This is a genomic window from Acidobacteriota bacterium (assembly GCA_033549365.1).
Lineage (GTDB): Bacteria > Acidobacteriota > Aminicenantia > Aminicenantales > Saccharicenantaceae > JAWSUF01.
The window spans coordinates 302,740-322,384 of sequence record JAWSUF010000002.1; the positions used below are offsets into that span (position 1 = coordinate 302,740).

Consider the following 19,645-nt stretch of genomic DNA (forward strand, 5'->3'; position numbering starts at 1 on the left):
TTTGACGAAAGACGGGTGTTCTTCGCTGGATACGGCGCTCCGCGTCCTGAACGAAAGCCGGGACGCCGCCGCCATCCGCTGTGCGGTCATCGATCTGGGCTACGAGAAGAGCGCTGAGGCCTACAAGATTCTGATCGAGCGTCTGGACGACCCCAACCCCGCCGTGCAGCACGCCGCCGTCGTTTCCCTCGGCCGCTCCGGCAGACCGGAGGCCGTAGAAGAACTGATCAAGCCCAAGATTTTCAGGTCGCCGTGGGCCAATATCCGCTGGGTCGCGGTGTCCGCGGTCGGCCGGCTGGGCGACCATCGGGTCATCGACCCCCTCATCAAGGCCGCGGAGGATCCCGAATGGATCGTTCGAACCCAGGCCGTAGCCGAACTGATGGACAAGATCCGGGACATCATCGCCGCGAAAAACCTGAGACTGACCCGGCTGCTCATCAATATGTTTTATCTCGACAACAAAGAGATCGTCGACCTGGCCATTGAGGGTTTTGAAGACCTCGGTCTGGAGAGCCTGCCTTGCCTCCATGACGCGCTCTCGGCCTCTTCGGCCGCAATCCGGGCCAACGCGGCCCGGGCTCTGGGCCGCATCCGGTCCTCCCAGTCGACGCCTTATCTCATGGAGCTTCTCAAGGACGACGATGCCCGGGTCCGTGCCGCGGCCGCCGAGGCGCTGGGCGTGATCGGCGACAAAATCGCGATCGAGGCCCTGGTCGGAAAAGTCCAGGACAACGTCGGTGTCGTTCGGGACAGCGCCGTCCAGGCTTTGGCTCGTGTCGGGAAACCGGCGACCATTCCGATTTTGAACGCCTTGACCCGGGAGAGAGACAAATTCGCCCAAACGGCCTATTTGAAAACTCTGGGCCTCATCCGCGACCCGAAATCCGCCCCGGCCCTGATCGGCTGTCTGCGCAGCAGCTATTTCATCGTCCGCCAGACGGCGTTTTCCTCCCTCGTCCTCTTCGGTCCGTCCATTGCCAACCTCCTCATCCCGCTCCTCTCTTATAACAAATCCGACATCGACACACTCAAAAAAGACGCCTGTTGCCGGGAACGTCCGGAACTCCAATTGCGGGCCGTCAAGGCGCTCGGCGGTTTGGAGGATCATCGGGTCGTCGCCCTGTTGAAAGACCTTGTCGAGGACAGTCTGCCCGATGTCCAGGAAGCGGTCGTTCACGCCCTCTTCCAAATCGGGTGCGCGGCCTGGGGACGTTGCACGGCTCTCAAAGTTCTGGCCGAGGTCGGCGATGCGTCCCTCGTGCCTCGTATCATCCCCTCTCTCAGGGACCATTCCGAGAATGTCCGGTTCGAGGCCGTGCGGGCCCTGACCCGCATGGGCGGTCCAGAGGCCGTCAATCATCTCATCCGTATGGCCCGGCGGGACAAGGCGGATTTCGTCCGCACGGAGTCCGTCCGGGGCCTGCGGCGGATCGGTCTGGGGCGGCCCGGTGTTCTGGATACGGCCCTGGCCGGACTCAATGATCCCTGTCGCGATGTCCGTTCTCACTCGGCCCGACTCCTGGGGAACTTTCACGACGAGCGGTCCATCCCGCCTCTTCTCAAAGCCATGGTCGATCCCCATTGGAGCGTCCGCCAAAGCGCGGAGATCGCGCTCTTGAATTTCGGCCGCAAAGCCGTACCTCACCTTGTCGAGACATTGAAAAGTCGCTCCTGGTGGGCCCGTTTCCGGGCCGCCCGCCTTCTGGGAGAAAGCGGGGATTCCAGAGCCGAGAAACCCCTGAAGGGTTTGATCGCCCGGAAGGGAGAAAGGAATAGCGTTCGGGACATCGCCCGGGCCTCTCTTGCCAAACTGGAAAAAAAGGATAGCGCGTCATAATTTTTTACGGACTTATAAGCTTTTATAGCTGGCGGTAATTCCAGTCGAGGAGAGAGGACATGAGAGTCAAGCTCAGGGCCGGGCCCGAACAGCGGAAGTTTATCGAGAGAATCGAGGAGCTGTCCGGAGAGGACATCTTCGCCTGCTACCAGTGCGGCCGGTGTTCGGCAGGTTGTCCGGTGGCCCTCGAGATGGACATCCTGCCCAATCAGGTCATCCGGCTGATCCAGTTGGGCCTCGCCGAAGAGGTCCTCGGTTCGAAAACCCTGTTTCTCTGCGCATCCTGCTTCACGTGCCAGTCCCGCTGCCCCAAGGGCATCGATATGGCCCGGGTCATGGAAGCCGTCCGCCACCTGCTCGAACCGAAAGGGAAAGACGTCTGCGGTCCGGACGAGATTACCCCGGAGCTGGCCAAGGAACTGCCCCAACAGGTTCTTGTGTCTCTGTTCCGCAAATTCAGCAAATAAGGTGTGCCCATGATGAAGATCCATTACTACCCCGGATGCACGCTGAAGGAAAAAACGACGAATCTGGATCTGTCCACCCGCGAGGCCATGAAGCGCCTGGATGTCGAACTTGTCGAGCCCGACGGCTGGGCCTGCTGCGGGGCGGAATATCCGCTGACCGAGGAAAAAATCTCGGGATTGGCCGCGCCGGTGCGCGTCCTGCGCCAGGTTCGGGACGAAGGGGGCGAGCTCGTCGTCACGACCTGTTCCTTCTGCTATGCCGTCCTGAAACGGGCCAACAAGGCCATGATCGAGGACCCCTTGAAAAACAGGAGGATCAACGCCTATCTCAAGGATGACATCAAGATCGATCCCCTGACCAAAACGAAAACGACGGGATTCGAGGACTACAAGGGGGAGGTCAAAGTCCTCCATCTCCTTGAATATATCAAGGACGAGGTCACTTATCCAAGGCTCCGGTCCCGAATCAAGCGCGATCTCGCCGGACTGCCCATCGCCGCGTATTATGGCTGCCGGCTGCTCCGTCCCCAGGAGGATATGAGTTGGGGTGAGCCGGACGAGCCCCGCTTTTTCGAGGAATTCCTGGAAGCCGTGGGCTGCCGGGCCGTCGACTATCCCTTCAAACAGGAGTGCTGCGGATCCTATCTTTCGGTGTCCATGCCGGACGCTGCATCCGACGCCTCCTACCGGGTTCTCAGGTCGGCCGGCCTCAACGGCGCCGCCGCGGCCACCGTGACCTGCCCCCTCTGCTTCTACAATCTGGATCGTCGCCAGGAAAAAATCCGGGAAATGTTTCCCGACTTCCCGGGCCTGCCGGTGGTCTTTTTCACGCAGATTCTGGCCTGGGCCCTGGGCGTCGACCGGGATGTTCTGGGGCTGGACCAGCATGCCGTTCCCGCCGGTCATCTGTTTGCCGATGACCGCCCAGCCGAGGTGAGGACATGACAAAGAAGAAGACGAAACCGACGGATAAGCGCATCGGGCTGTTCGTCTGCCACTGCGGCGTCAACATCGCCGGCGTGGTGGACGTCGAAAAAGTGGCCGAGGTCATGAAGGATTACCCGGGGGTGAACTTCTCGGCCGACTACATCTACATGTGCTCCGACCCCGGGCAGCAGATGATCATCGACACGATCAAAGAGAAGAAACTCGACAGCATCATCATCGCCGCCTGTTCGCCGACGCTGCACGAAAAAACATTCCAGGAGGCGGCCCGCCTGGCCGGTCTCAATCCCTACCAGATCGAAATCGCCAACATCCGCGAACAGAACAGTTGGGTCCACAGCGACAAGGACTGGGCGACCCGGAAAGCCGTCAAGATCTGCAAGGCGCATGTCGAGAAGGCCCTTCTCAATGAGAGCCTCGAACCTATCCGCGTGGACGTCTCCAGAAAAGCCCTGGTCATCGGCGGCGGCGTCTCCGGCCTGCAGGCCGCGCTCGACATCGCCGACCACGGCTACGAAGTCCTCCTGGTCGAAAAGAATCCCTCGATCGGGGGGAAAATGATCCAGCTTTCGGAAACGTTCCCCACGCTGGACTGCTCCCAGTGCATCATGACTCCGAAGATGGTCGAGGCGCATCGCCATCCGAATATCCGCATCCTGACCTATCACGAAGTGGATTCCATCTCCGGGTTCGTCGGCAATTTCAAGGTCCGGATCAAGAAGAAACCGCGTTACGTCGATGAAGACCTGTGCAATCTTTGCGGTGAATGCGAAAAGGTCTGTCCGCAGGTCGTTCCGGACGAGTTCAACATGGGGTTGTCGTTCCGCAAAGCCATCTATATGCCCTTTCCCCAGGCCGTGCCCGGAACCTACACTCTGGACGAGGCCAACTGCCTCGGCCTGAATCCCGTCCGTTGCGGCAAGTGCAAGGATGTCTGCGACGTCCACGCCATCGATTTCGACATGAAAGAGGAAATCATCGAGGAAGAGATCGGGGCCATTGTCGTGGCCACGGGCTACGACCTTTACACGATGCAGGCCCTGGGCGAATTCGGAGGCGAGAAATACGACGACGTCATCAACGGTCTTGAGTTCGAACGGATCCTCTCCGCCTCGGGTCCGACGGGCGGTGTCATCCGCCGGCCGTCGGACGGCAAGGTCCCCAAGTCCATCGTCTTTGTTCAGTGCAGCGGATCGAGGGATACCGAAAAACACCTGCCCTATTGCTCCAAGATCTGCTGCATGTATACGGCCAAGCACGCCATGCTCTACAAGCACCGCGTCCCGGACGGGCAGGCGACGGTCTTCTACATCGACGTCCGGACGGGCGGCAAGGCTTTCGATGAGTTCTACCAGAGGACGGTCGAGGAGGACAAGGTCCTCTACATTCGAGGCAAGGTCTCCAAGATCTTCAAAGAAGGGGACAAGGTCATCGTTTGGGGCGTCGACACTTTGAGCGGCCGGAAGGTCGAGGTCGAGGCCGACATGGTCGTCCTGGCCATGGCCATGGTCAAGGCCGACGGCGTGGGGGATCTCCTGAAGAAGCTCAAGATTTCGACCGATATTCACGGTTTCCTGGCTGAAGCCCATGCCAAACTGAGGCCCGTCGAAAGTCTAAATGCCGGTTTCTACCTGGCCGGCTGCGCCCACGGGCCCAAGGACATCCCCGAAGCGGTCTCCCAGGCTTCGGCCGCGGCGGCCAAGGTCGGGGATCTCTTCGCCCAGAAGGAACTTCTCCATGAGCCGACCATCGTGCCGGTCGACGACGACCTGTGCTCCGGCTGCGGCATCTGCGTTACGATGTGCCCCTATCAGGCCCGCACCCTGGACCGCGAACGCGGCGTCGTTGTGGTCAACGAGATTCTCTGCGAGGGTTGCGGCGCCTGCGCCGCGGCCTGCCCGGCCGGCGCCGCCCAGCAGAGAAACCAGACGGACGACCAGATCTTCGCGATGGTCACCGCCATGATGAAAGGATGACCATGTTCGAGCCTCAAATCATGTCGTTTCTCTGCAAATGGTGCACGAGCGCGGCGGCCGACCTGGCCGGGACATCCCGGATCGAGCACGCGCCCAACGCCGTCTCGATGCGGGTCATGTGCTCGAGCCGGGTGGACCCGCAGCACATTCTCTACGCGTTCCGGGAAGGCGCCGACGGCGTCTTTCTCGGCGGGTGTCATCCGGGCGACTGCCATTATGTCGAGGGCAACTACAAGACCCTCCGGCGGATCGCCCTTCTCAAGCGGATGATGAAGGACCTGGGTATCGATCCCCGCCGGCTCCGGCTGGAATGGATTTCCGCCGCGGAAGGCCGGAAATACGCCCAGGTCATGGACGAATTCACCGAGCAGATCCGGGCCTTGGGCCCGTTGCGTTTGAACGAAAACGCCTTATTGAGAGAGGTCGAGCACGATGAGTAAAACCGAAAGCAAAACCAAGAAGGCCGTGTCCCGCACCAAGAAAAAGGAAGCGGGGAAAGTTCCCATCTTCGTCATGGGCAAACGGTACGACGTCCCCGACTCCCTGACCATTCAGAAAGCCCTCGAATATGCGGGCTATCAACTGGTCCGGGGCTGCGGCTGCCGGGGAGGAATCTGCGGCGCCTGCGGCACGGTCTACCGCTTCCCCGACTCCTACCGGGTCGAAGTCGGACTGGCCTGCCAGACCGTCGTTCAGCCGGACATGTACATCGCCCAGATTCCCTTTTTCCCGGGAAACAAGGCGGTCTACGACATCGAAACCCTCGATCCTACGGGGGCGACGGTGGCCGCTCTTTATCCGGAAATCTTCAAGTGCGTCGGCTGCGGCACCTGCACGCGAAGCTGTCCCATGGACATCGACGTTCTGAACTACGTCTCCAAAGCCATTCAGGGAGACATTGCGGCCGTGGCCGAGGGCTCCTTCGACTGCGTCATGTGCGGGCTGTGCGCGGCGCGCTGTCCGGCCGAAGAAGTCCAGTACAACTTCGCCATCCTGGCCCGCCGTCTTTACGCCCGCCACCTGGCACCGAAGGCCGTGCATCTGGTCCAGGCCGTGGCCAATGTCGAAAACGGAAAATATGACCAGGCCCTGGAGGAACTCAAGAAATTGAGCACCGAGGACCTGGCGAAAATTTACAAGAGTCTCGAACACGAACCCGACATGGCGGACGAGGACTGGACGCCGAAGGAAAAGGTCCAGATCTATGAAGATTGACATGACGGGCGACGATCAGAAGGGAGGGTGACCCATGCCGTACACACCGGAATTGAACGAACTCATCAAGAAGGTCGAGAAAACGCGGCCGGCCCGCGTGGAGAAGAAGCGCAAGGGCGAGGAATTCCCCGCCATGTCGCTTCAGGAGCGGAAGGATATCCTCAAGTTCCATCCCGACTTCAAGGAAGAAGGGCGGTCCGAAATCAAGGTCGGGCCCAACACAGGCTACCGGATCGCCAACGAGATGGTCAGCCTCATCCATGCCAAAAGCCGGCTGGATCCGGATGCCGTCGATCTCAACAAGGTCGACTTCGAAACCGATGTCCTGGTCGTCGGCGGCGGCGGTGCGGGCGCTTCGGCGGCTCTTCTGGCGCGGGAAAACGGGGCGAAGGTCCTTATCGCCACCAAGCTTCGGTTGGGCGATGCCAACACCATGATGGCCGAAGGCGGAATCCAGGCCGCCACGAAATATCGAAAGGATTCGCCCTATTACCATTATCTCGACGCCATGGGCGGCGGCCATTTCAAGAACGACCCCGACCTCGTCAAAACCCTGGTTCTCGAGGCGCCCAAGGTCATGGCCTGGCTGGAAAAGCAGGGCACGATGTTCTCGAAATTCGACGACGGGTTGCTCAAGGCCATGCACGGCGGCGGAACGTCCCGCAAGAGGATGCATTACGCCGGCGACATCACCGGCGCCGAGATCATGCGGACGCTTCGCGACGAGGTCAAAAACCATCCCGAAGACATCGATGTTCTCGAGTTCACGACGGCCGTGGAACTCCTCCTCGACGAAAACGGAGCCTGCGCCGGCGCCGTTCTCTACAATCTGGAAACCGAAGAGTACTTCATCGTCCGGGCCAAGGCGACCATCCTGGCCACGGGAGGATCGGGCCGCCTGCACATCCAGGACTTCATGACCACCAACCACTACGGCGCGACGGGCGACGGCCTGATTCTCGGATACCGGGCCGGCGTTCCGCTTCGGTTCCTGCATACGGTCCAGTACCACCCGACAGGCGCCGTGTTCCCCGAACAGGCCGAAGGGCTTCTCATCACCGAAAAATTCCGCGGCGCCGGGGCCAATGTGTTGAACGTCGACGGCGAGCAGTTCGTCTTCGAGCGCGAGCCCCGCGATGTCGAATCATCGGCGATCATCCGGGAATGCCTTGAACGGGGGAAGGGCGTGCCGACGCCAACCGGCAAATTCGGCGTCTGGCTCGACTCGCCCATGATCGACATCCTCCAGGGCGAGGGCACGGTCCGCAAGGAATTCCCGGGCAAGTGGATCCTCTTCAAGCGCTACGGCATCGACATCACCAAGGAACCCATGCTCATCTACCCCACGCTGCATTATCAGAACGGAGGGCTTGAAATCAAGCCCAATTCCGAAACCCGGGTGCCGGGGCTCTACGCCGCCGGCGAGGTGAGCGGCGGCATCCACGGAGAAAACCGCCTGATGGGCAACTCTCTCCTTGATGTCGTGGTTTTCGGCCGCATCGCCGGCTGCGCCGCGGCCGATTATGTGAAAACCAGGGCCGAGGCCGGCCAGCCGACGCTCGATCACGTCCGGGCCTATCACAAAGCCCTGGAAGAGGCGGGGATCTCCGTGGACAACCGCGTGGCGCCCATGATTCTTCCCGATTATTCCAATCCCGAGGTCCGGAAAAAACAGCTAACGACGGCCTATCACGGGACGTTGCGCTGATCCCAACAAGCGAGGTGCGTCCATGCCGGTGAGACACAGAGAAAAGCCGTTCGGGCTCCCTAAGCCCGAAACTCCCCATGGTGAGATCGTCATCCTGGATGACCGGTGCAAGGGCTGTGCCTTCTGCATCGAATACTGCCCGCATGATGTGCTGGTGATATCCAAGAGGTTTAACATCAAGGGCTACCACCCCCCGGAAGTCGAAAAAGCCGAACTGTGCATCAACTGCGGTTTCTGCCGCATGATCTGCCCGGAGTTCGCCATTTACACCTATGAATCCACCACCGGGGAGAAACCATGAACGGAATCCAAGGAAAGGTGACGTCCCGTGAAAGCTGATCCCAAAGGGGTTTTAACAGGAGCCCATTACATGGACGGCGACCACGCCTGCTGCGAGGGCGCGCTGGCGGCCGGCTGCCGGTTTGTGGCCGGCTATCCGATCACGCCCTCCACCGAAGTCGTGGAGCGCTTCTCCCGCCGAGCGCCGATGGTGCCTGGAGCCTTTTTCATCCAGATGGAAGACGAACTGGCGGCATCCATCACGCTTCAAGGGGCCGTTTGGGCAGGCAAGAAAGCTATGACCGTGACCAGCGGGCCGGGGTTCTCGCTGATGATGGAACATATCGGTTTGGCGGTCATGGCCGAGGTCCCCTGCGTCTTTGTCAATGTCCAACGCGGCGGTCCCTCCACGGGGCTGCCGACCCTCCCCGGCCAGGCCGACATGATGCAGGCCCGCTGGGGCTCGCACGGCGACTACGAAATCATCGCCATCTGCCCCAACTCTCCCCAGGAGTGTTTCGACCTGACCATCGACGCTTTCAATCTCGCGGAACAGTACCGCGTCCCGGTCATGTTCATGATGGATGAATGCGTCGGACACATGATGGAACGGGTTATCATCCCGGAAGCCGACACGATCGAGATCACGCCCCGCCGATACACCAAACTTCCCCCCGGTGAATATCTGCCCTACAAACCCGGCGAGGATCTCGTGCCCGAAATGTTCAAGGCCGGAGACGGCTATCGTCTGCATATCACCGGGCTGACGCACGACTACAAGGGGTATCCCGTGATGTCGGCCGATATCCAGGAGCAACTGGTCCGGCGACTGGTCGACAAGATCCGGCTCAATGCCCCCAAGATCTGGCGCTATGAGGAAACCGCCGTTGAGGACGCCGAAGTCGTCGTCATCGCCTACGGCATCACCTCGCGCGTGGCCGTCGAAGCCGTGGCCATGGCCCGGAAGGAGGGCATCAAGGTCGGCATGCTGCGGCTCATCGTCGTCTGGCCCTTCCCGGAGGATCGAATCTTCGAACTGGCCTCCCAGGGGAAGGGGCTGGTCGTGGCCGAGATGAATTACGGGCAGGTCTTTTACGAGGTCGATCGCTGTGCCCGCGGCCGGGCCCCGGTCGTTCTGGCCGGGCACGGCGGCGGAACCGTGCACAACGTCGAAGCCATTGTGGAAAAAATCAGGGAGGCGCACAAATGTCGGTCTTAAAAGAACTTGAAAGAGCGTCCCTGTCCCCGACCAAGGATTTGGATCCCAGCCACCATCCCATGGACGACTACCTGCGGATGGACCGGATGCCTCACATCTGGTGTCCGACCTGCGGCATCGGGGTCAGCGTCAACTGTTTCGCCAAAGCCATCGAAAAGGCCCGGATTCCCCTGGACGACATCACCGTCGTTTCGGGAATCGGCTGCACGGGACGGGTGGCCGGCTACATGAAAGTCGATTCCTTCCACACGACCCACGGCCGGGCCATTCCGTTCGCCACCGGGCTGAAGCTGGCCAATCCCAAGCTCAAGGTCGTGGTGTTCAGCGGCGACGGCGATCTCATGGCCATCGGCGGCAACCATTTCATCAGCGCCGCCCGGCGGAACATCGACATCACGGTCATCTGCGTCAACAACTTCAACTACGCCATGACCGGCGGACAATTGGCCTCGACCACGCCCGAAGGTTCCGTGCTGTCGACATCGCCTTTTGGGAATTTCGAGGCTCCCTTCAATCTTCCTTTCCTGGCCGAGTCCGTCGGCGCGGTCTATGTGGCCCGCTGGACGTCGCTCCACATTTATAATCAGACCGTTGCCATGGTCGAGGCCTTGAAAAAGCCCGGGTTCACCTTCATTGAAATCCTGGCCCCCTGCCCGACCATTTTCGAGCGGCAGCAGAAGTTCGGCGACGGGCTCGATCGCCTGCGCTGGTACTGCGACAACAGCATCATCCGCCACGGCGCCGATACCCACGACGTCGACATCAAGCTCCACGATCCGGTCATCGTCGGCAAGTTCGTCGACAAGGAGCGGCCGACTTACCTGGACAGCATGAACACGCATTTCCGGAAGCGTTTCGGCGACCGGTATAAGGATTATGAGGGATAAGATGGCACGCACAGAAATCAGAATCGGCGGATTCGGCGGACAGGGCGTCATCCTGACCGGGTATGTCATCGGCAAGGCGGCGGCGATTTTCGACAAGAAAAACGCCACCATGACCCAGTCCTTCGGCCCGGAAGCCCGGGGCAGCGCCTGCAGTTCCCAGGTCATCCTCTCGGACCAGGCCATTCTCTATCCCTATATCAAGACGCCTCAGGTCATGGTTTTCATGAGCCAGGAAGCCTTCACGAAATATTCACCCTCGATTGATCCGAACGGAATGGCGCTCATCGAGGAGGATCTGGTTGATGTCAAGGGATTGCCCCCGACGGTCAAGGTCTTCGGTATCCCGGCCACCCGGATCGCCGAGGAATTGGGACGGAAGGTCGTTCTCAATATGGTCGTGACGGGTTTCTTCACGGCGGTTACGGGACTTGTCTCGAAGGAGGCCATGCGGAAAGCCATCGAAACGTCGGTTCCCAAGGGAACCGAGGGATTGAACCTGATGGCTTTCGAAAAAGGCTACGAATACGGGCTTCAAAAAAAGAGCGCGTAACCCGGATTCGGTAAACCGAAAGAGCTTTGTGGACAACGCTGGAATCCCCCCGGTGATCCGGGCGGGACATCCGGCCTCCCGGGGGTCCGAATGATTGGGAATTCTCCCGGGGGAGGCAACATATTGCAGGAGGGAATGACAATGGCCGAATTTTCTTATCAACCGATGTTTCCGCTCGGTCCCGACACGACCGAATACAGGGAGTTGACAAGGGATCACGTTTCGAGATCCGTCTTCGAAGGCCGGGAGATAATCATGGTTGCCCCGGAAGCCCTGACGATTGTAGCCGAGAATGCCTATCGTGATGCGGGCTTCCTTCTTCGAACCTCCCATCTTGAGCAACTTGCCGCGATCCTCAAGGATCCGGAGAGTTCCGACAACGACAAGTTTGTGGCCCTCGATCTTATCAAGAACGCCGTGATTTCGGCCGAAGGCCTCTTTCCCATGTGCCAGGATACGGGAACGGCCGTGATCATGGGGAAGAAGGGCCAGCAGATCTGGACGGGCGGCGGAGACGAGGAAGCCCTGTCCCGGGGTGTTTTCAACGCCTACACAAAAAACTATTTCCGATATTCGCAGAACGCGCCGATCACGATGTACGATGAGAAAAACACGGGATGCAACCTGCCCGCCCAGATCGACATCGCGGCCGTCGATGGCGATGCCTACAAGTTCCTGTTCGTCGCTAAGGGCGGCGGTTCGTCCAATAAGACGTATCTCTTCCAGGAAAGCAAGGCCGTTCTCAATCCGAAAGCCCTGGTCAAATATCTGATCGGCAAGATGCGGGCCATTGGCACCGCGGCCTGCCCGCCGTATCACATCGGCATCGTCGTTGGGGGCACCTCGCCCGAACTCGTCCTCAAAACCGTGAAACTGGCCTCGGCCCGCGATCTGGACGGATTGCCGGCCGCGGGCGGACCGGGCGGACACGCTTTCCGGGACATCGCCCTCGAAAAGGAGCTCCTTGAAGCCGCGTACAAGCTGGGCCTCGGCGCCCAGTTCGGGGGGAAGTATTTCGCCCTGGACATCCGCGTCGTCCGCATGCCGCGCCACGGCGCTTCCTGCCCGATCGGACTCGGCGTCAGCTGCAATGCCGACCGGAACATCAAGGCCAAAATCACCCGCGACGGGGTTTACCTCGAGAAGCTGGAAACCGATCCGGCCCGCTTCCTGCCGGAGCCGGAAGGAGACGCCGCCGAGGCCGTGAAGATCGATCTCAACCGGCCCATGAGCGAAATCCGGGCGACTCTGAGCCGATATCCCGTAGCCACGCTGCTCTCGCTCAGCGGACCGATCGTCGTCGCCCGCGACATCGCCCACGCCCGTCTGAAGGAACTCGTCGACAAGGGCGAGGACCTGCCGGCTTTTTTCAAGGACCATATGGTCTACTACGCCGGACCGGCCAAGACGCCGCCCGGCTACGCATCGGGCTCTCTCGGACCGACAACGGCCGGCCGCATGGACGACTATGTGCCGATCTTTCAGAAAATGGGCGGATCGATGGTCATGCTGGCCAAGGGCAACCGCTCCCGGGTCGTCACGGAATCCTGCCATGCCAACGGCGGATTCTACCTCGGCTCGATCGGCGGCCCGGCGGCCCGTCTGGCCAAGGACTGCATCACCAAGCAGGAAGTGCTGGCCTATCCCGAGCTCGGCATGGAAGCGATTTTCAAAATCACGGTCGAGGATTTCCCAGCCTTCATCATCGTCGATGACAAGGGGAATGATTTTTACGCCCCCCTCATGACCTGACCTCTCCGGGGCTGTGCGTCTTAACGCCAATTTTTTCTCCTTTTCCAATTCGGCGTTATGACCCTTCGGGCGTGCCGATATCACCATTCCGGCTGAGTCGCACCTTTCGGTATCCCGCAAGGAGGATTCCGCGAAAATCCGCTTCAGGCGGAGACGATGAAAAGCAGAACGACGATCAGAATCATCAGGACGGCCCAAACCAGTTTGGCCATGGCCTGAACTCCTTTCAGGGTTCAAAACTCCCTGCGATCGTAGAGACGCATGGAGATTCCGATCGAGAAAAGGACGGGCACGCCGGCCGCGAGAACGACCAGAACGACGAAAAGCGGCGTTCCCACGGCGGATCGCAACGAAGAGATCAGCCCGATGAAGACGGCGCCGATGTCCTGATCCGTATTGATTTTAAAATCCGTGCTCCAGCCTGGCCGGATTGAGGTGTGAATCCGGTGAAGAGCGTAGAGAACCAGGTTGATTCCCAGAATTGTCGCTGAGAATAAGGCGCCGCCGCGACCCAGCCCGAATCCGAGGTAGAACGGAAGGAAAAGGGCGACCAGGACCGCGACGACGAAGACGTAACCGGCGGCGCCGTCGATCGAGACCATGATCCGCGGATCCATTCCAAACCGGTCGGGCGGAACGACCCGAGCGAGAATGAGGATGCCGAGGAAAACAATCACTCCGCAGGCCGCGGCGAGAAGTCCGGCCGTGAGGTATTTCGCGGCGACAACCTCGGAGCGGGAGACCGGAAGGCTGAGATAAAAACCCTCGGTCTTATGCTTGTCCTCAAGAACCGCGTTGACGACGAGTCCTCCGACGACGAGGGCCGCGCCCATCAGCATATAGGGCAGGCTTTCCCAACCCATGGGCGACGCCGCATAGAGAGAAAATACCAGGAGCATGAGAAGCCACGGCCGGCGGCAGGCCAGAAAATCCTTCCCGCTGAGATTAAGCATCGGCTGTCTCCCGTGTCAGGTAAACCATGATGTCTTCGAGGGTCGCCTTTTCGATGACCGCGGCGGAACCCAGCCGCCGCCGGACTTCGGGGGCGTCGGCGGTCAGCGCCTGAACGACGAATTCCCGTTTCCGGACACCCGCGAACAACCTCCGGTTTTCCGCAGCCAGAAGCTCCGGACCGCCTTTGACGACGGCGTAGCGGTTGAGGATATCGTCCTTGGCGGCCGAAAAAACAATCGCGCCGTCTTTCAGAAAGGTCACGTAATCGGCTGTCCGTTCGAGGTCGGACGTGATGTGCGTCGAAAATAAAACGGATTTGCCCTCGTCCTGGAGAAAGCCGGACAGACGACTCAGGAGATCGCGCCGGAAGACCGGATCCAGCCCTGAGGTCGGTTCGTCAAGAATGAGAAGGTCGGCATTGTGGGCGAGGGCCAGGGCCAGGCTGAATTTCATTTTCATGCCGCGCGAAAGCCGGAAGAATTTTTGGCTCGGGGGCAGGTCGAATTCCTCTAGGAGCCGACAGAAGGCCCCTTCCTCCCAGTCCGGATAAAACGGCGCCACGGTGTCCGCGATCCTGCGCAGCGTCAGATATTCGAAAAAATGCGGCGTGTCGTGAACGAAGCCGATGCGGCGCTTGGCCGCGATTTCATTCTTCGGGATGTCGAGTCCGAAAATCCGGATTCCGCCGCTCTCCCGGTGCACAAGATTCAGGAGGAGCTTGATGACCGTCGTCTTGCCGGCGCCGTTCGGGCCGATGAGTCCCATGATCGTACCCCGGGGAAGGGCCAAGGACACGTCGCGGAGACGGAAATCCCCGTAGCTTTTAGACAAGCGGTCGATTTCGAGGGCATAGAGCGCTTTCATCAGAAATCCTTCCGCTTGAAGAGAAACGAAGAAAGCTCGAACGAAGCCCAATTGGCGGCGAAAAGAACACCCAGAACGATCGCCGCGGCGGCCGGGCCCCAGGCGTCCAGGGCGGCCGCAACGGCACGCCAGGGCAAGCCGATGACGGCCTTCAGGTTTTGGAAACTGACCCGGAAGAGCATGGCGCCGACGCCGAGAACCTGCAGACCGATGAGAAAGACCAGGATTCCGGCCAGGCCGAACTGAACGGTCAGGGGCATAAGGACGCCGAGAACGGCCGTCATGTAAGACAGAAGGGCCAGGAGCGCCGCCGGCCCGATCAAGTCGGATGCGCCGAGCTTGCCGGCGGGGATGAGGAGCGCGACGGCCGCGCTCAGGATTCCGAGCCCGGTCATGAGAGACCAGCTCGTCAGATAACGGCCCAGAATGATCTGTCTCCGAGTCGCCGGCAGGCCGAGGTTCCAGCCGACGGCCTTGAACTTGTCCTCCCGTGTGTAGAGGATGACGGCGACGAAGACGAACATGACGGCTGCGAAAAAGGGATAGATGCGGGGATTGCTGAGGCTCGATCCGAACCAGCCGATGTAGATCGGATAGAGGGCGCCCAGGAACATGACCGTTTTTCTGTGAAGGCGGAGGTCTTTAAGGATGAATATCAACATGGGATTCTCCCGAGTCCATGAAGACCATGATATCTTCGATGGAGGCTCTGTCGATGACGATTCCGGCGGGAAAAGCCGCGCGGACGGCCGGGATATCCGAAGTCAGGGCTTCAACGCCGTAGGGATTTCGGCGGAGGCTTCGGAACAGACCGGCTCGGTCGCCGTTTTCCAGCTCGGTTCCGCCCTTGACGACGGCCCAGACGTCACGAATTCCGTCTTTGGGGAGGGAAAAGACAAGCTTTCCGCGGCTGATGAAAGTGATGATATCGGCCGTACTTTCCAGGTCCGAGGTGATGTGAGTCGAGAAGAGGACGGATTTCCGCTCGTCCTGGATGACATCCGAGAGGCGCTCGAGGAGCTCCCTTCGGAAAACGGGATCCAGACCCGAGGTCGGTTCGTCCAGAATGAGAAGATCGGCGTCGTGGCAGAGAGCCAGGGCGAGCTGGAACTTCATTTTCTGGCCGTGGGACAGAGTTTTGAACTTCTTGTTCAGCATCAGCCCGAAATCGGCGGCCAGGGATGAAAATCGGAGATCGTCCCACTTCGGATAAAACGGTGCGACGGCCGCCTTGATGTCGCGGAGAAGCGCATCTTCGACCAGAGTCGGGGTTTCCTGAACAAACCCGATTCTCCGTTTGATCTCGGCTTCATGCCGGGGGACGTCGAGTCCGAAGACCCTTATCGCACCTTCCGAGGGGCGGATCATGCCCAGAATGAGCTTGATGATCGTTGTCTTGCCCGCCCCATTGGGCCCGACAAGGCCCATGATCGTTCCCGGTTCGAGCGCGAACGAGACATTTTGGAGAGCGAAGTTCTTGTAGGTCTTATGCAGGCCCCGGATTTCAAGTGCGGGTATCATGAGTTTTCCTCCTGATAGAGAAGCAGAAGCATGTTTTGAATCTGATTGAGATCGATGCCGAGAAGACGGGCTTCGGAGACGGCCTCGGCCAGCTTGTCCTCGACGATTTTCATCTTTTTTTCGCGGAGGAGTTCCTGGTTTTGAACGGCGACGAAGGTGCCCTTGCCGCCGACCGTGTTGATGAAGCCCTCGCGTTCGAGCTCGTCGTAGGCCCGCTTTGTCGTAATGACGCTGATCTGGAGATCCTGAGCCAGACGGCGGATGGAGGGAAGAGCCTCGCCTTCGGAGAGATCTCCCGAGAGGATCTGGGCCTTGATCTGGCGGGAGATCTGTTCATAGATTGGGTCGGGGGAGGCATTAGAGATGATAATTTTCATGCGCTTCGATCCTCAAAAAATGTCTATAGAGGACATAGTGTATATACCATACATAAACACTATAATTATAAAATCGTTCTTGTCAAGAACTTTTTTCGAAAGGGCGAAAAAACTGAAGAGCCTGGGGTTCTCAGGTCGAGGTCATGCGCAGAGTCGTCGAGATTGCCGCTCCAACTAGGAAGCGGCTCCCGAGGCGTCGTTGAACGACGTCGAGCGGGCTGCAGTGCGGTTGGAATCTGTCGAGCGGCATGCCCGTAGGTTTAGAGAACCGGAAATAAGCGAAGAAGACAGCACCCGGCCTGTTTTTCGATCCCGGGTGAGAGTCTGATTAGAGATTGGCGAGGAACGCAAGAAATCCGTGAGCTGAGGCGAAAAACAGCAGCGCCAAGCCCGTTTTTTTGTGAATGCCGATCTTGACCTTGATGTATCTGAACCCGGAGGCAATCTGAAACAGGATAAGCAGAAAATTGACGATGCCGAGAATCCATATGATGGAAATGCCGCCGATGGTCATGTGCCGCCACCCTTGCGGAAATTACTCGACCGTGATTTTCAACACGGCCGGTCCTTCGCTGCCGTGAATGCTGCAGTTGCCCTGGGCCGTGATTTCCACGGTCTTCTCGACCGTGTATTTGATTTCCCGGGTGAAGTTTTCGCTCTCCGGCCGCTCGGAGGATTTGAAATCCCAGCGGGCGATTTCCTCGCCGTCGGCCTTGACGACCGCCCAGTTCGTGTAATGGAAGGCGCTGTTTCCTCTGTGGGAAACCTTGACGGTCAGGGTGATTTCGGTCCCGGCGGCCGCGGACTCCGGACCATCCAGGGACACCGCAGTTCGGTTGGCGTAGGCCGAGGATGTTAACAACAAAAGCAGGCATAACATCGAAAGGAATTGTTTCGGCATATTGATTTTTCTCCTGAAATCTGTGTCTTTTATCAGTATTTTATCAATAATGACCGCGGCGGTCAAAAAAAGATCGAGTTGCCGTCTGTTCTTGACATGTTATAAAACTAAACCTATACTGAAATTCCTCATTCGGCAACTCATGCAAGTCGAGATTTGGTTCGTTACAGGGGTTAAATGAAAGGGGCGAACGCTTTTCCGGAGTCGGTTCGAGAGAAAACGGATATGGTGACATCTGCAGCCCGTGAGCAACAGACTCTGTGGGGAATGCCGACGTTTCCTCAGCGAGTGTCGGAATATCCCCAGCTGCGTTACATGGGAAGCAAACATCGGCTTCTTCCCTGGATTCATGAGATCCTTTGGGGTCTCAAGTTCGACTCGGCGCTGGACGCGTTTTCCGGCAGCGGGTGTGTGGCCTACTTGCTCAAAGCGATGGGCAAGAAAGTCATGGCCAATGACTTTCTGTCCTTCGCATCGATCATTGCAGAGGCTGCAGTGGCCAATTCGGATCAACGCCTTTCGAGTGAGCATATCGAAATTCTTACGGCCGATAAAGTCTCGCGGGACCGATTCATAGAAAAAACCTTCAGCGGGATCTTCTTCGAATCAGGAGATTTGCGATTCCTTGACAATGTCTGGGCAAACCTGCCCGCTCTGCCTTCGGGACGGCTCCGGGCGCTGGCTTTGGCAGCACTTATTCGTTCCTGTTTGAAACGTCAACCTAGAGGAGTTTTCACCGTAGCGGATCCTGAGCGGTATAAGGATGGAAGGCGTGACCTGACGCTGACCTTGGAGGAGCATTTCGTTGAGTCGGTGAAAGCCTTTAATCGCGCGGTCTTCGATAGCGGCCGTCCTTGCCGGGCGACCCGACGGGACATCTTCGAGATTGAACCCCTTGGCTATGATTTGGTTTATATGGATCCTCCCTATGTCCCGCGAGCCGATGACAACTGTTACATCAAACGCTATCACTTTCTGGAGGGTTTGGCGACCTACTGGAAAGCTGAGGATGCGGAAATCCTTGAGACTTCGAAAGTCAAGAAGATCAAGAAGCGCTTCACTCCTTTCTCTTATCGACGTACGGCTCTGGCGGCCTTCGACCGGATGTTTTCCCGTTTCGGCTCGAGCATCCTTGTCCTGTCCTATTCATCCAACGGTTATCCGGACCTTGAGACATTGGTCTCGCTTATGAGGCGTTATAAAAGCAGCGTCAGAGTCTTTGAAACGGATCATCGCTATCATTTTGGGACACATCGCAATGTGTCCCCCGATAGAGCCGCGGTTCGGGAATACCTCATCGTCGGAGTCTAAATGCAACTCAGGAAGGTCACCCTTGAAGAAATTCTTGGAGAGATTGAAGAGCTTCCTTCCGACTGGATGGATGAGAAAGCCCGGGCTTTAGAGTCGCTTATCAAACTTTCACTCGGGCGCCTGCGGGGGTTAAATCGTCCGGTGATGGCGGATGATTTATTGGCAGAGCTGCGCACGGACCCAAGGTTTCTTGAGATCTGCCGGCTCTTCCTTGGCAAAGGTCAAGAACCGGCCGCTCATGTCTTCTGCGAGGCTCTCGGAGTGCGCGTCTCGTGGACGAAACTGCAAGCCATGGCGCGACAGGAACCGGAGCGGTTGACCAAGGCACTCGATTCGCTAAAATTTCCTGAGCTTATCCAGAGTCACCTCGAACGCCGGTGGCAGGCTGAAGATATCTTGATTGAGCGCTACAAGATGAGTCGCGGTCGTGCAATAGCAGGACAGCGGCGAGGCCGTAGTCTCGAGGATGATGTGGCCGCAGTATTGAAGGAACTGCGGATCCCCTTCGACCGGGGTGTCTCCTTCCTTGGGAAAAGGGGAGCAACGGCCAAATGCGATTTTGCCATACCCGGTCGCGATCGTCCAAAAGTCGTCATCGAGGCCAAAGGATTCGAAGCCACCGGGAGCAAGTTGACGGACTTTATCGGCGACATCCTGAAAATTGCCCAAGCCAAAGACTTTCATATGTATTTCTTCCTGGTCACCGACGGTCGTGGATGGCACAACCGCGTCAGTGATCTGCGAAAAATCGTTGAGTTCCACGATGAGAATCTGATTGATATGATCTATACAAGGGTTCGCCTTTCCGACCTGGCTGTCGTAATACGACACATCTGGGAAAATGAGTAGCCGTGCAACGATCCGCCCGTTGTGATGGCT

21 protein-coding genes are annotated in these 19,645 nt (G+C 58.8%); 14 read left to right on the forward strand and 7 right to left on the reverse strand.

What is annotated here, in order from left to right; translation table 11 throughout:
- Position 1 precedes the first annotated feature (1 nt).
- The 12 genes from SCM96_04170 (at position 2) to SCM96_04225 (ending at position 12,838) form a co-directional block, all read left to right on the forward strand.
- On the forward strand, positions 2-1,840 hold the full coding sequence (locus SCM96_04170) for a HEAT repeat domain-containing protein (protein MDW7759818.1): 1,839 nt from the start codon (positions 2-4) through the stop codon (positions 1,838-1,840).
- Between the two features lie 59 nt (positions 1,841-1,899).
- Positions 1,900-2,307, forward strand: coding sequence for a 4Fe-4S dicluster domain-containing protein (locus SCM96_04175; protein ID MDW7759819.1), 408 nt, complete (start codon positions 1,900-1,902; stop codon positions 2,305-2,307).
- Between the two features lie 9 nt (positions 2,308-2,316).
- Complete coding sequence (locus tag SCM96_04180; protein MDW7759820.1) at positions 2,317-3,252, forward strand: CoB--CoM heterodisulfide reductase iron-sulfur subunit B family protein; 936 nt, start codon at positions 2,317-2,319, stop codon at positions 3,250-3,252.
- Entirely contained in the window at positions 3,249-5,228 is a 1,980-nt protein-coding gene (locus tag SCM96_04185) for a CoB--CoM heterodisulfide reductase iron-sulfur subunit A family protein (protein MDW7759821.1), read from the forward strand. The genes SCM96_04180 and SCM96_04185 overlap by 4 nt, the downstream gene beginning before the upstream one ends.
- Entirely contained in the window at positions 5,225-5,668 is a 444-nt protein-coding gene (locus tag SCM96_04190) for a hydrogenase iron-sulfur subunit (GenBank protein MDW7759822.1), read from the forward strand. The genes SCM96_04185 and SCM96_04190 overlap by 4 nt, the downstream gene beginning before the upstream one ends.
- On the forward strand, positions 5,661-6,443 hold the full coding sequence (locus tag SCM96_04195) for a 4Fe-4S dicluster domain-containing protein (protein ID MDW7759823.1): 783 nt from the start codon (positions 5,661-5,663) through the stop codon (positions 6,441-6,443). Before SCM96_04190 ends, SCM96_04195 begins: the two co-directional genes overlap by 8 nt.
- A gap of 34 nt (positions 6,444-6,477) precedes the next feature.
- On the forward strand, positions 6,478-8,151 hold the full coding sequence (locus SCM96_04200; protein MDW7759824.1) for an FAD-binding protein: 1,674 nt from the start codon (positions 6,478-6,480) through the stop codon (positions 8,149-8,151).
- A 22-nt stretch (positions 8,152-8,173) separates the two neighbouring features.
- Positions 8,174-8,452 (forward strand): 4Fe-4S binding protein, encoded by a 279-nt coding sequence (locus SCM96_04205; protein ID MDW7759825.1) that lies wholly within the window; start codon positions 8,174-8,176, stop codon positions 8,450-8,452.
- Between the two features lie 69 nt (positions 8,453-8,521).
- Positions 8,522-9,649, forward strand: a complete 1,128-nt coding sequence (locus tag SCM96_04210; GenBank protein ID MDW7759826.1) for a 2-oxoacid:acceptor oxidoreductase subunit alpha — start codon at positions 8,522-8,524, stop codon at positions 9,647-9,649.
- A complete protein-coding gene (locus tag SCM96_04215) occupies positions 9,637-10,536 on the forward strand; it encodes a thiamine pyrophosphate-dependent enzyme (GenBank protein ID MDW7759827.1) in 900 nt (299 codons plus the stop codon). The genes SCM96_04210 and SCM96_04215 overlap by 13 nt, the downstream gene beginning before the upstream one ends.
- Position 10,537: 1 nt before the next feature.
- Positions 10,538-11,086 carry a 2-oxoacid:acceptor oxidoreductase family protein gene (locus tag SCM96_04220; GenBank protein ID MDW7759828.1) on the forward strand — a complete coding sequence of 183 codons (549 nt, stop codon included), beginning with the start codon at positions 10,538-10,540 and terminating at the stop codon, positions 11,084-11,086.
- Positions 11,087-11,221: 135 nt separating this feature from the next.
- Complete coding sequence (locus tag SCM96_04225; GenBank protein ID MDW7759829.1) at positions 11,222-12,838, forward strand: fumarate hydratase; 1,617 nt, start codon at positions 11,222-11,224, stop codon at positions 12,836-12,838.
- 233 nt (positions 12,839-13,071) lie between these two features.
- Here SCM96_04225 and SCM96_04230 read toward each other — a convergent pair whose 3' ends face one another.
- From SCM96_04230 to SCM96_04260, 7 genes are all read right to left on the reverse strand, one after another.
- Complete coding sequence (locus tag SCM96_04230) at positions 13,072-13,791, reverse strand: ABC-2 transporter permease (GenBank protein ID MDW7759830.1); 720 nt, start codon at positions 13,789-13,791, stop codon at positions 13,072-13,074.
- Positions 13,784-14,656, reverse strand: coding sequence for an ABC transporter ATP-binding protein (locus SCM96_04235; GenBank protein ID MDW7759831.1), 873 nt, complete (start codon positions 14,654-14,656; stop codon positions 13,784-13,786). The genes SCM96_04230 and SCM96_04235 overlap by 8 nt, the downstream gene beginning before the upstream one ends.
- Positions 14,656-15,318, reverse strand: coding sequence for an ABC-2 transporter permease (locus tag SCM96_04240; protein ID MDW7759832.1), 663 nt, complete (start codon positions 15,316-15,318; stop codon positions 14,656-14,658). Before SCM96_04240 ends, SCM96_04235 begins: the two co-directional genes overlap by 1 nt.
- The gene (locus tag SCM96_04245; protein MDW7759833.1) at positions 15,299-16,177 is read right to left on the reverse strand and encodes an ABC transporter ATP-binding protein; all 879 of its coding nucleotides are present in this window, start codon (positions 16,175-16,177) and stop codon (positions 15,299-15,301) included. The genes SCM96_04240 and SCM96_04245 overlap by 20 nt, the downstream gene beginning before the upstream one ends.
- Positions 16,174-16,554 carry a GntR family transcriptional regulator gene (locus SCM96_04250; GenBank protein MDW7759834.1) on the reverse strand — a complete coding sequence of 127 codons (381 nt, stop codon included), beginning with the start codon at positions 16,552-16,554 and terminating at the stop codon, positions 16,174-16,176. Before SCM96_04250 ends, SCM96_04245 begins: the two co-directional genes overlap by 4 nt.
- Positions 16,555-16,882: 328 nt before the next feature.
- Positions 16,883-17,068 carry a hypothetical protein gene (locus tag SCM96_04255; protein ID MDW7759835.1) on the reverse strand — a complete coding sequence of 62 codons (186 nt, stop codon included), beginning with the start codon at positions 17,066-17,068 and terminating at the stop codon, positions 16,883-16,885.
- A 21-nt stretch (positions 17,069-17,089) separates the two neighbouring features.
- On the reverse strand, positions 17,090-17,455 hold the full coding sequence (locus SCM96_04260; GenBank protein MDW7759836.1) for a hypothetical protein: 366 nt from the start codon (positions 17,453-17,455) through the stop codon (positions 17,090-17,092).
- 315 nt (positions 17,456-17,770) lie between these two features.
- On the opposite strand from SCM96_04260, the gene SCM96_04265 reads away from it, so the two are divergent.
- Together SCM96_04265 and SCM96_04270 are read left to right on the forward strand one after the other, a co-directional pair.
- Positions 17,771-18,766, forward strand: coding sequence for a DNA adenine methylase (locus SCM96_04265; GenBank protein MDW7759837.1), 996 nt, complete (start codon positions 17,771-17,773; stop codon positions 18,764-18,766).
- Positions 18,767-19,615, forward strand: a complete 849-nt coding sequence (locus tag SCM96_04270) for a DpnII family type II restriction endonuclease (protein MDW7759838.1) — start codon at positions 18,767-18,769, stop codon at positions 19,613-19,615.
- Positions 19,616-19,645 lie beyond the last annotated feature (30 nt).

What these genes read in the sequence shown, in the direction of transcription:
- SCM96_04270 (MDW7759838.1), top strand. Translation starts at nt 18,767, where the DNA reads ATGCAACTCAGGAAGGTCACCCTTGAAGAAATTCTTGGAGAGATTGAA.
- SCM96_04265 (MDW7759837.1), top strand. Translation starts at nt 17,771, where the DNA reads ATGGGAAGCAAACATCGGCTTCTTCCCTGGATTCATGAGATCCTTTGG.
- SCM96_04225 (MDW7759829.1), top strand. Translation starts at nt 11,222, where the DNA reads ATGACAATGGCCGAATTTTCTTATCAACCGATGTTTCCGCTCGGTCCC.
- SCM96_04200 (MDW7759824.1), top strand. Translation starts at nt 6,478, where the DNA reads ATGCCGTACACACCGGAATTGAACGAACTCATCAAGAAGGTCGAGAAA.
- SCM96_04235 (MDW7759831.1), bottom strand. Translation starts at nt 14,656, where the DNA reads ATGAAAGCGCTCTATGCCCTCGAAATCGACCGCTTGTCTAAAAGCTAC.
- SCM96_04205 (MDW7759825.1), top strand. Translation starts at nt 8,174, where the DNA reads ATGCCGGTGAGACACAGAGAAAAGCCGTTCGGGCTCCCTAAGCCCGAA.
- SCM96_04260 (MDW7759836.1), bottom strand. Translation starts at nt 17,455, where the DNA reads ATGCCGAAACAATTCCTTTCGATGTTATGCCTGCTTTTGTTGTTAACA.
- SCM96_04185 (MDW7759821.1), top strand. Translation starts at nt 3,249, where the DNA reads ATGACAAAGAAGAAGACGAAACCGACGGATAAGCGCATCGGGCTGTTC.
- SCM96_04240 (MDW7759832.1), bottom strand. Translation starts at nt 15,318, where the DNA reads ATGTTGATATTCATCCTTAAAGACCTCCGCCTTCACAGAAAAACGGTC.
- SCM96_04175 (MDW7759819.1), top strand. Translation starts at nt 1,900, where the DNA reads ATGAGAGTCAAGCTCAGGGCCGGGCCCGAACAGCGGAAGTTTATCGAG.
- SCM96_04180 (MDW7759820.1), top strand. Translation starts at nt 2,317, where the DNA reads ATGATGAAGATCCATTACTACCCCGGATGCACGCTGAAGGAAAAAACG.
- SCM96_04220 (MDW7759828.1), top strand. Translation starts at nt 10,538, where the DNA reads ATGGCACGCACAGAAATCAGAATCGGCGGATTCGGCGGACAGGGCGTC.
- SCM96_04245 (MDW7759833.1), bottom strand. Translation starts at nt 16,177, where the DNA reads ATGATACCCGCACTTGAAATCCGGGGCCTGCATAAGACCTACAAGAAC.
- SCM96_04230 (MDW7759830.1), bottom strand. Translation starts at nt 13,791, where the DNA reads ATGCTTAATCTCAGCGGGAAGGATTTTCTGGCCTGCCGCCGGCCGTGG.
- SCM96_04210 (MDW7759826.1), top strand. Translation starts at nt 8,522, where the DNA reads ATGGACGGCGACCACGCCTGCTGCGAGGGCGCGCTGGCGGCCGGCTGC.
- SCM96_04250 (MDW7759834.1), bottom strand. Translation starts at nt 16,554, where the DNA reads ATGAAAATTATCATCTCTAATGCCTCCCCCGACCCAATCTATGAACAG.
- SCM96_04195 (MDW7759823.1), top strand. Translation starts at nt 5,661, where the DNA reads ATGAGTAAAACCGAAAGCAAAACCAAGAAGGCCGTGTCCCGCACCAAG.
- SCM96_04255 (MDW7759835.1), bottom strand. Translation starts at nt 17,068, where the DNA reads ATGACCATCGGCGGCATTTCCATCATATGGATTCTCGGCATCGTCAAT.
- SCM96_04190 (MDW7759822.1), top strand. Translation starts at nt 5,225, where the DNA reads ATGACCATGTTCGAGCCTCAAATCATGTCGTTTCTCTGCAAATGGTGC.
- SCM96_04215 (MDW7759827.1), top strand. Translation starts at nt 9,637, where the DNA reads ATGTCGGTCTTAAAAGAACTTGAAAGAGCGTCCCTGTCCCCGACCAAG.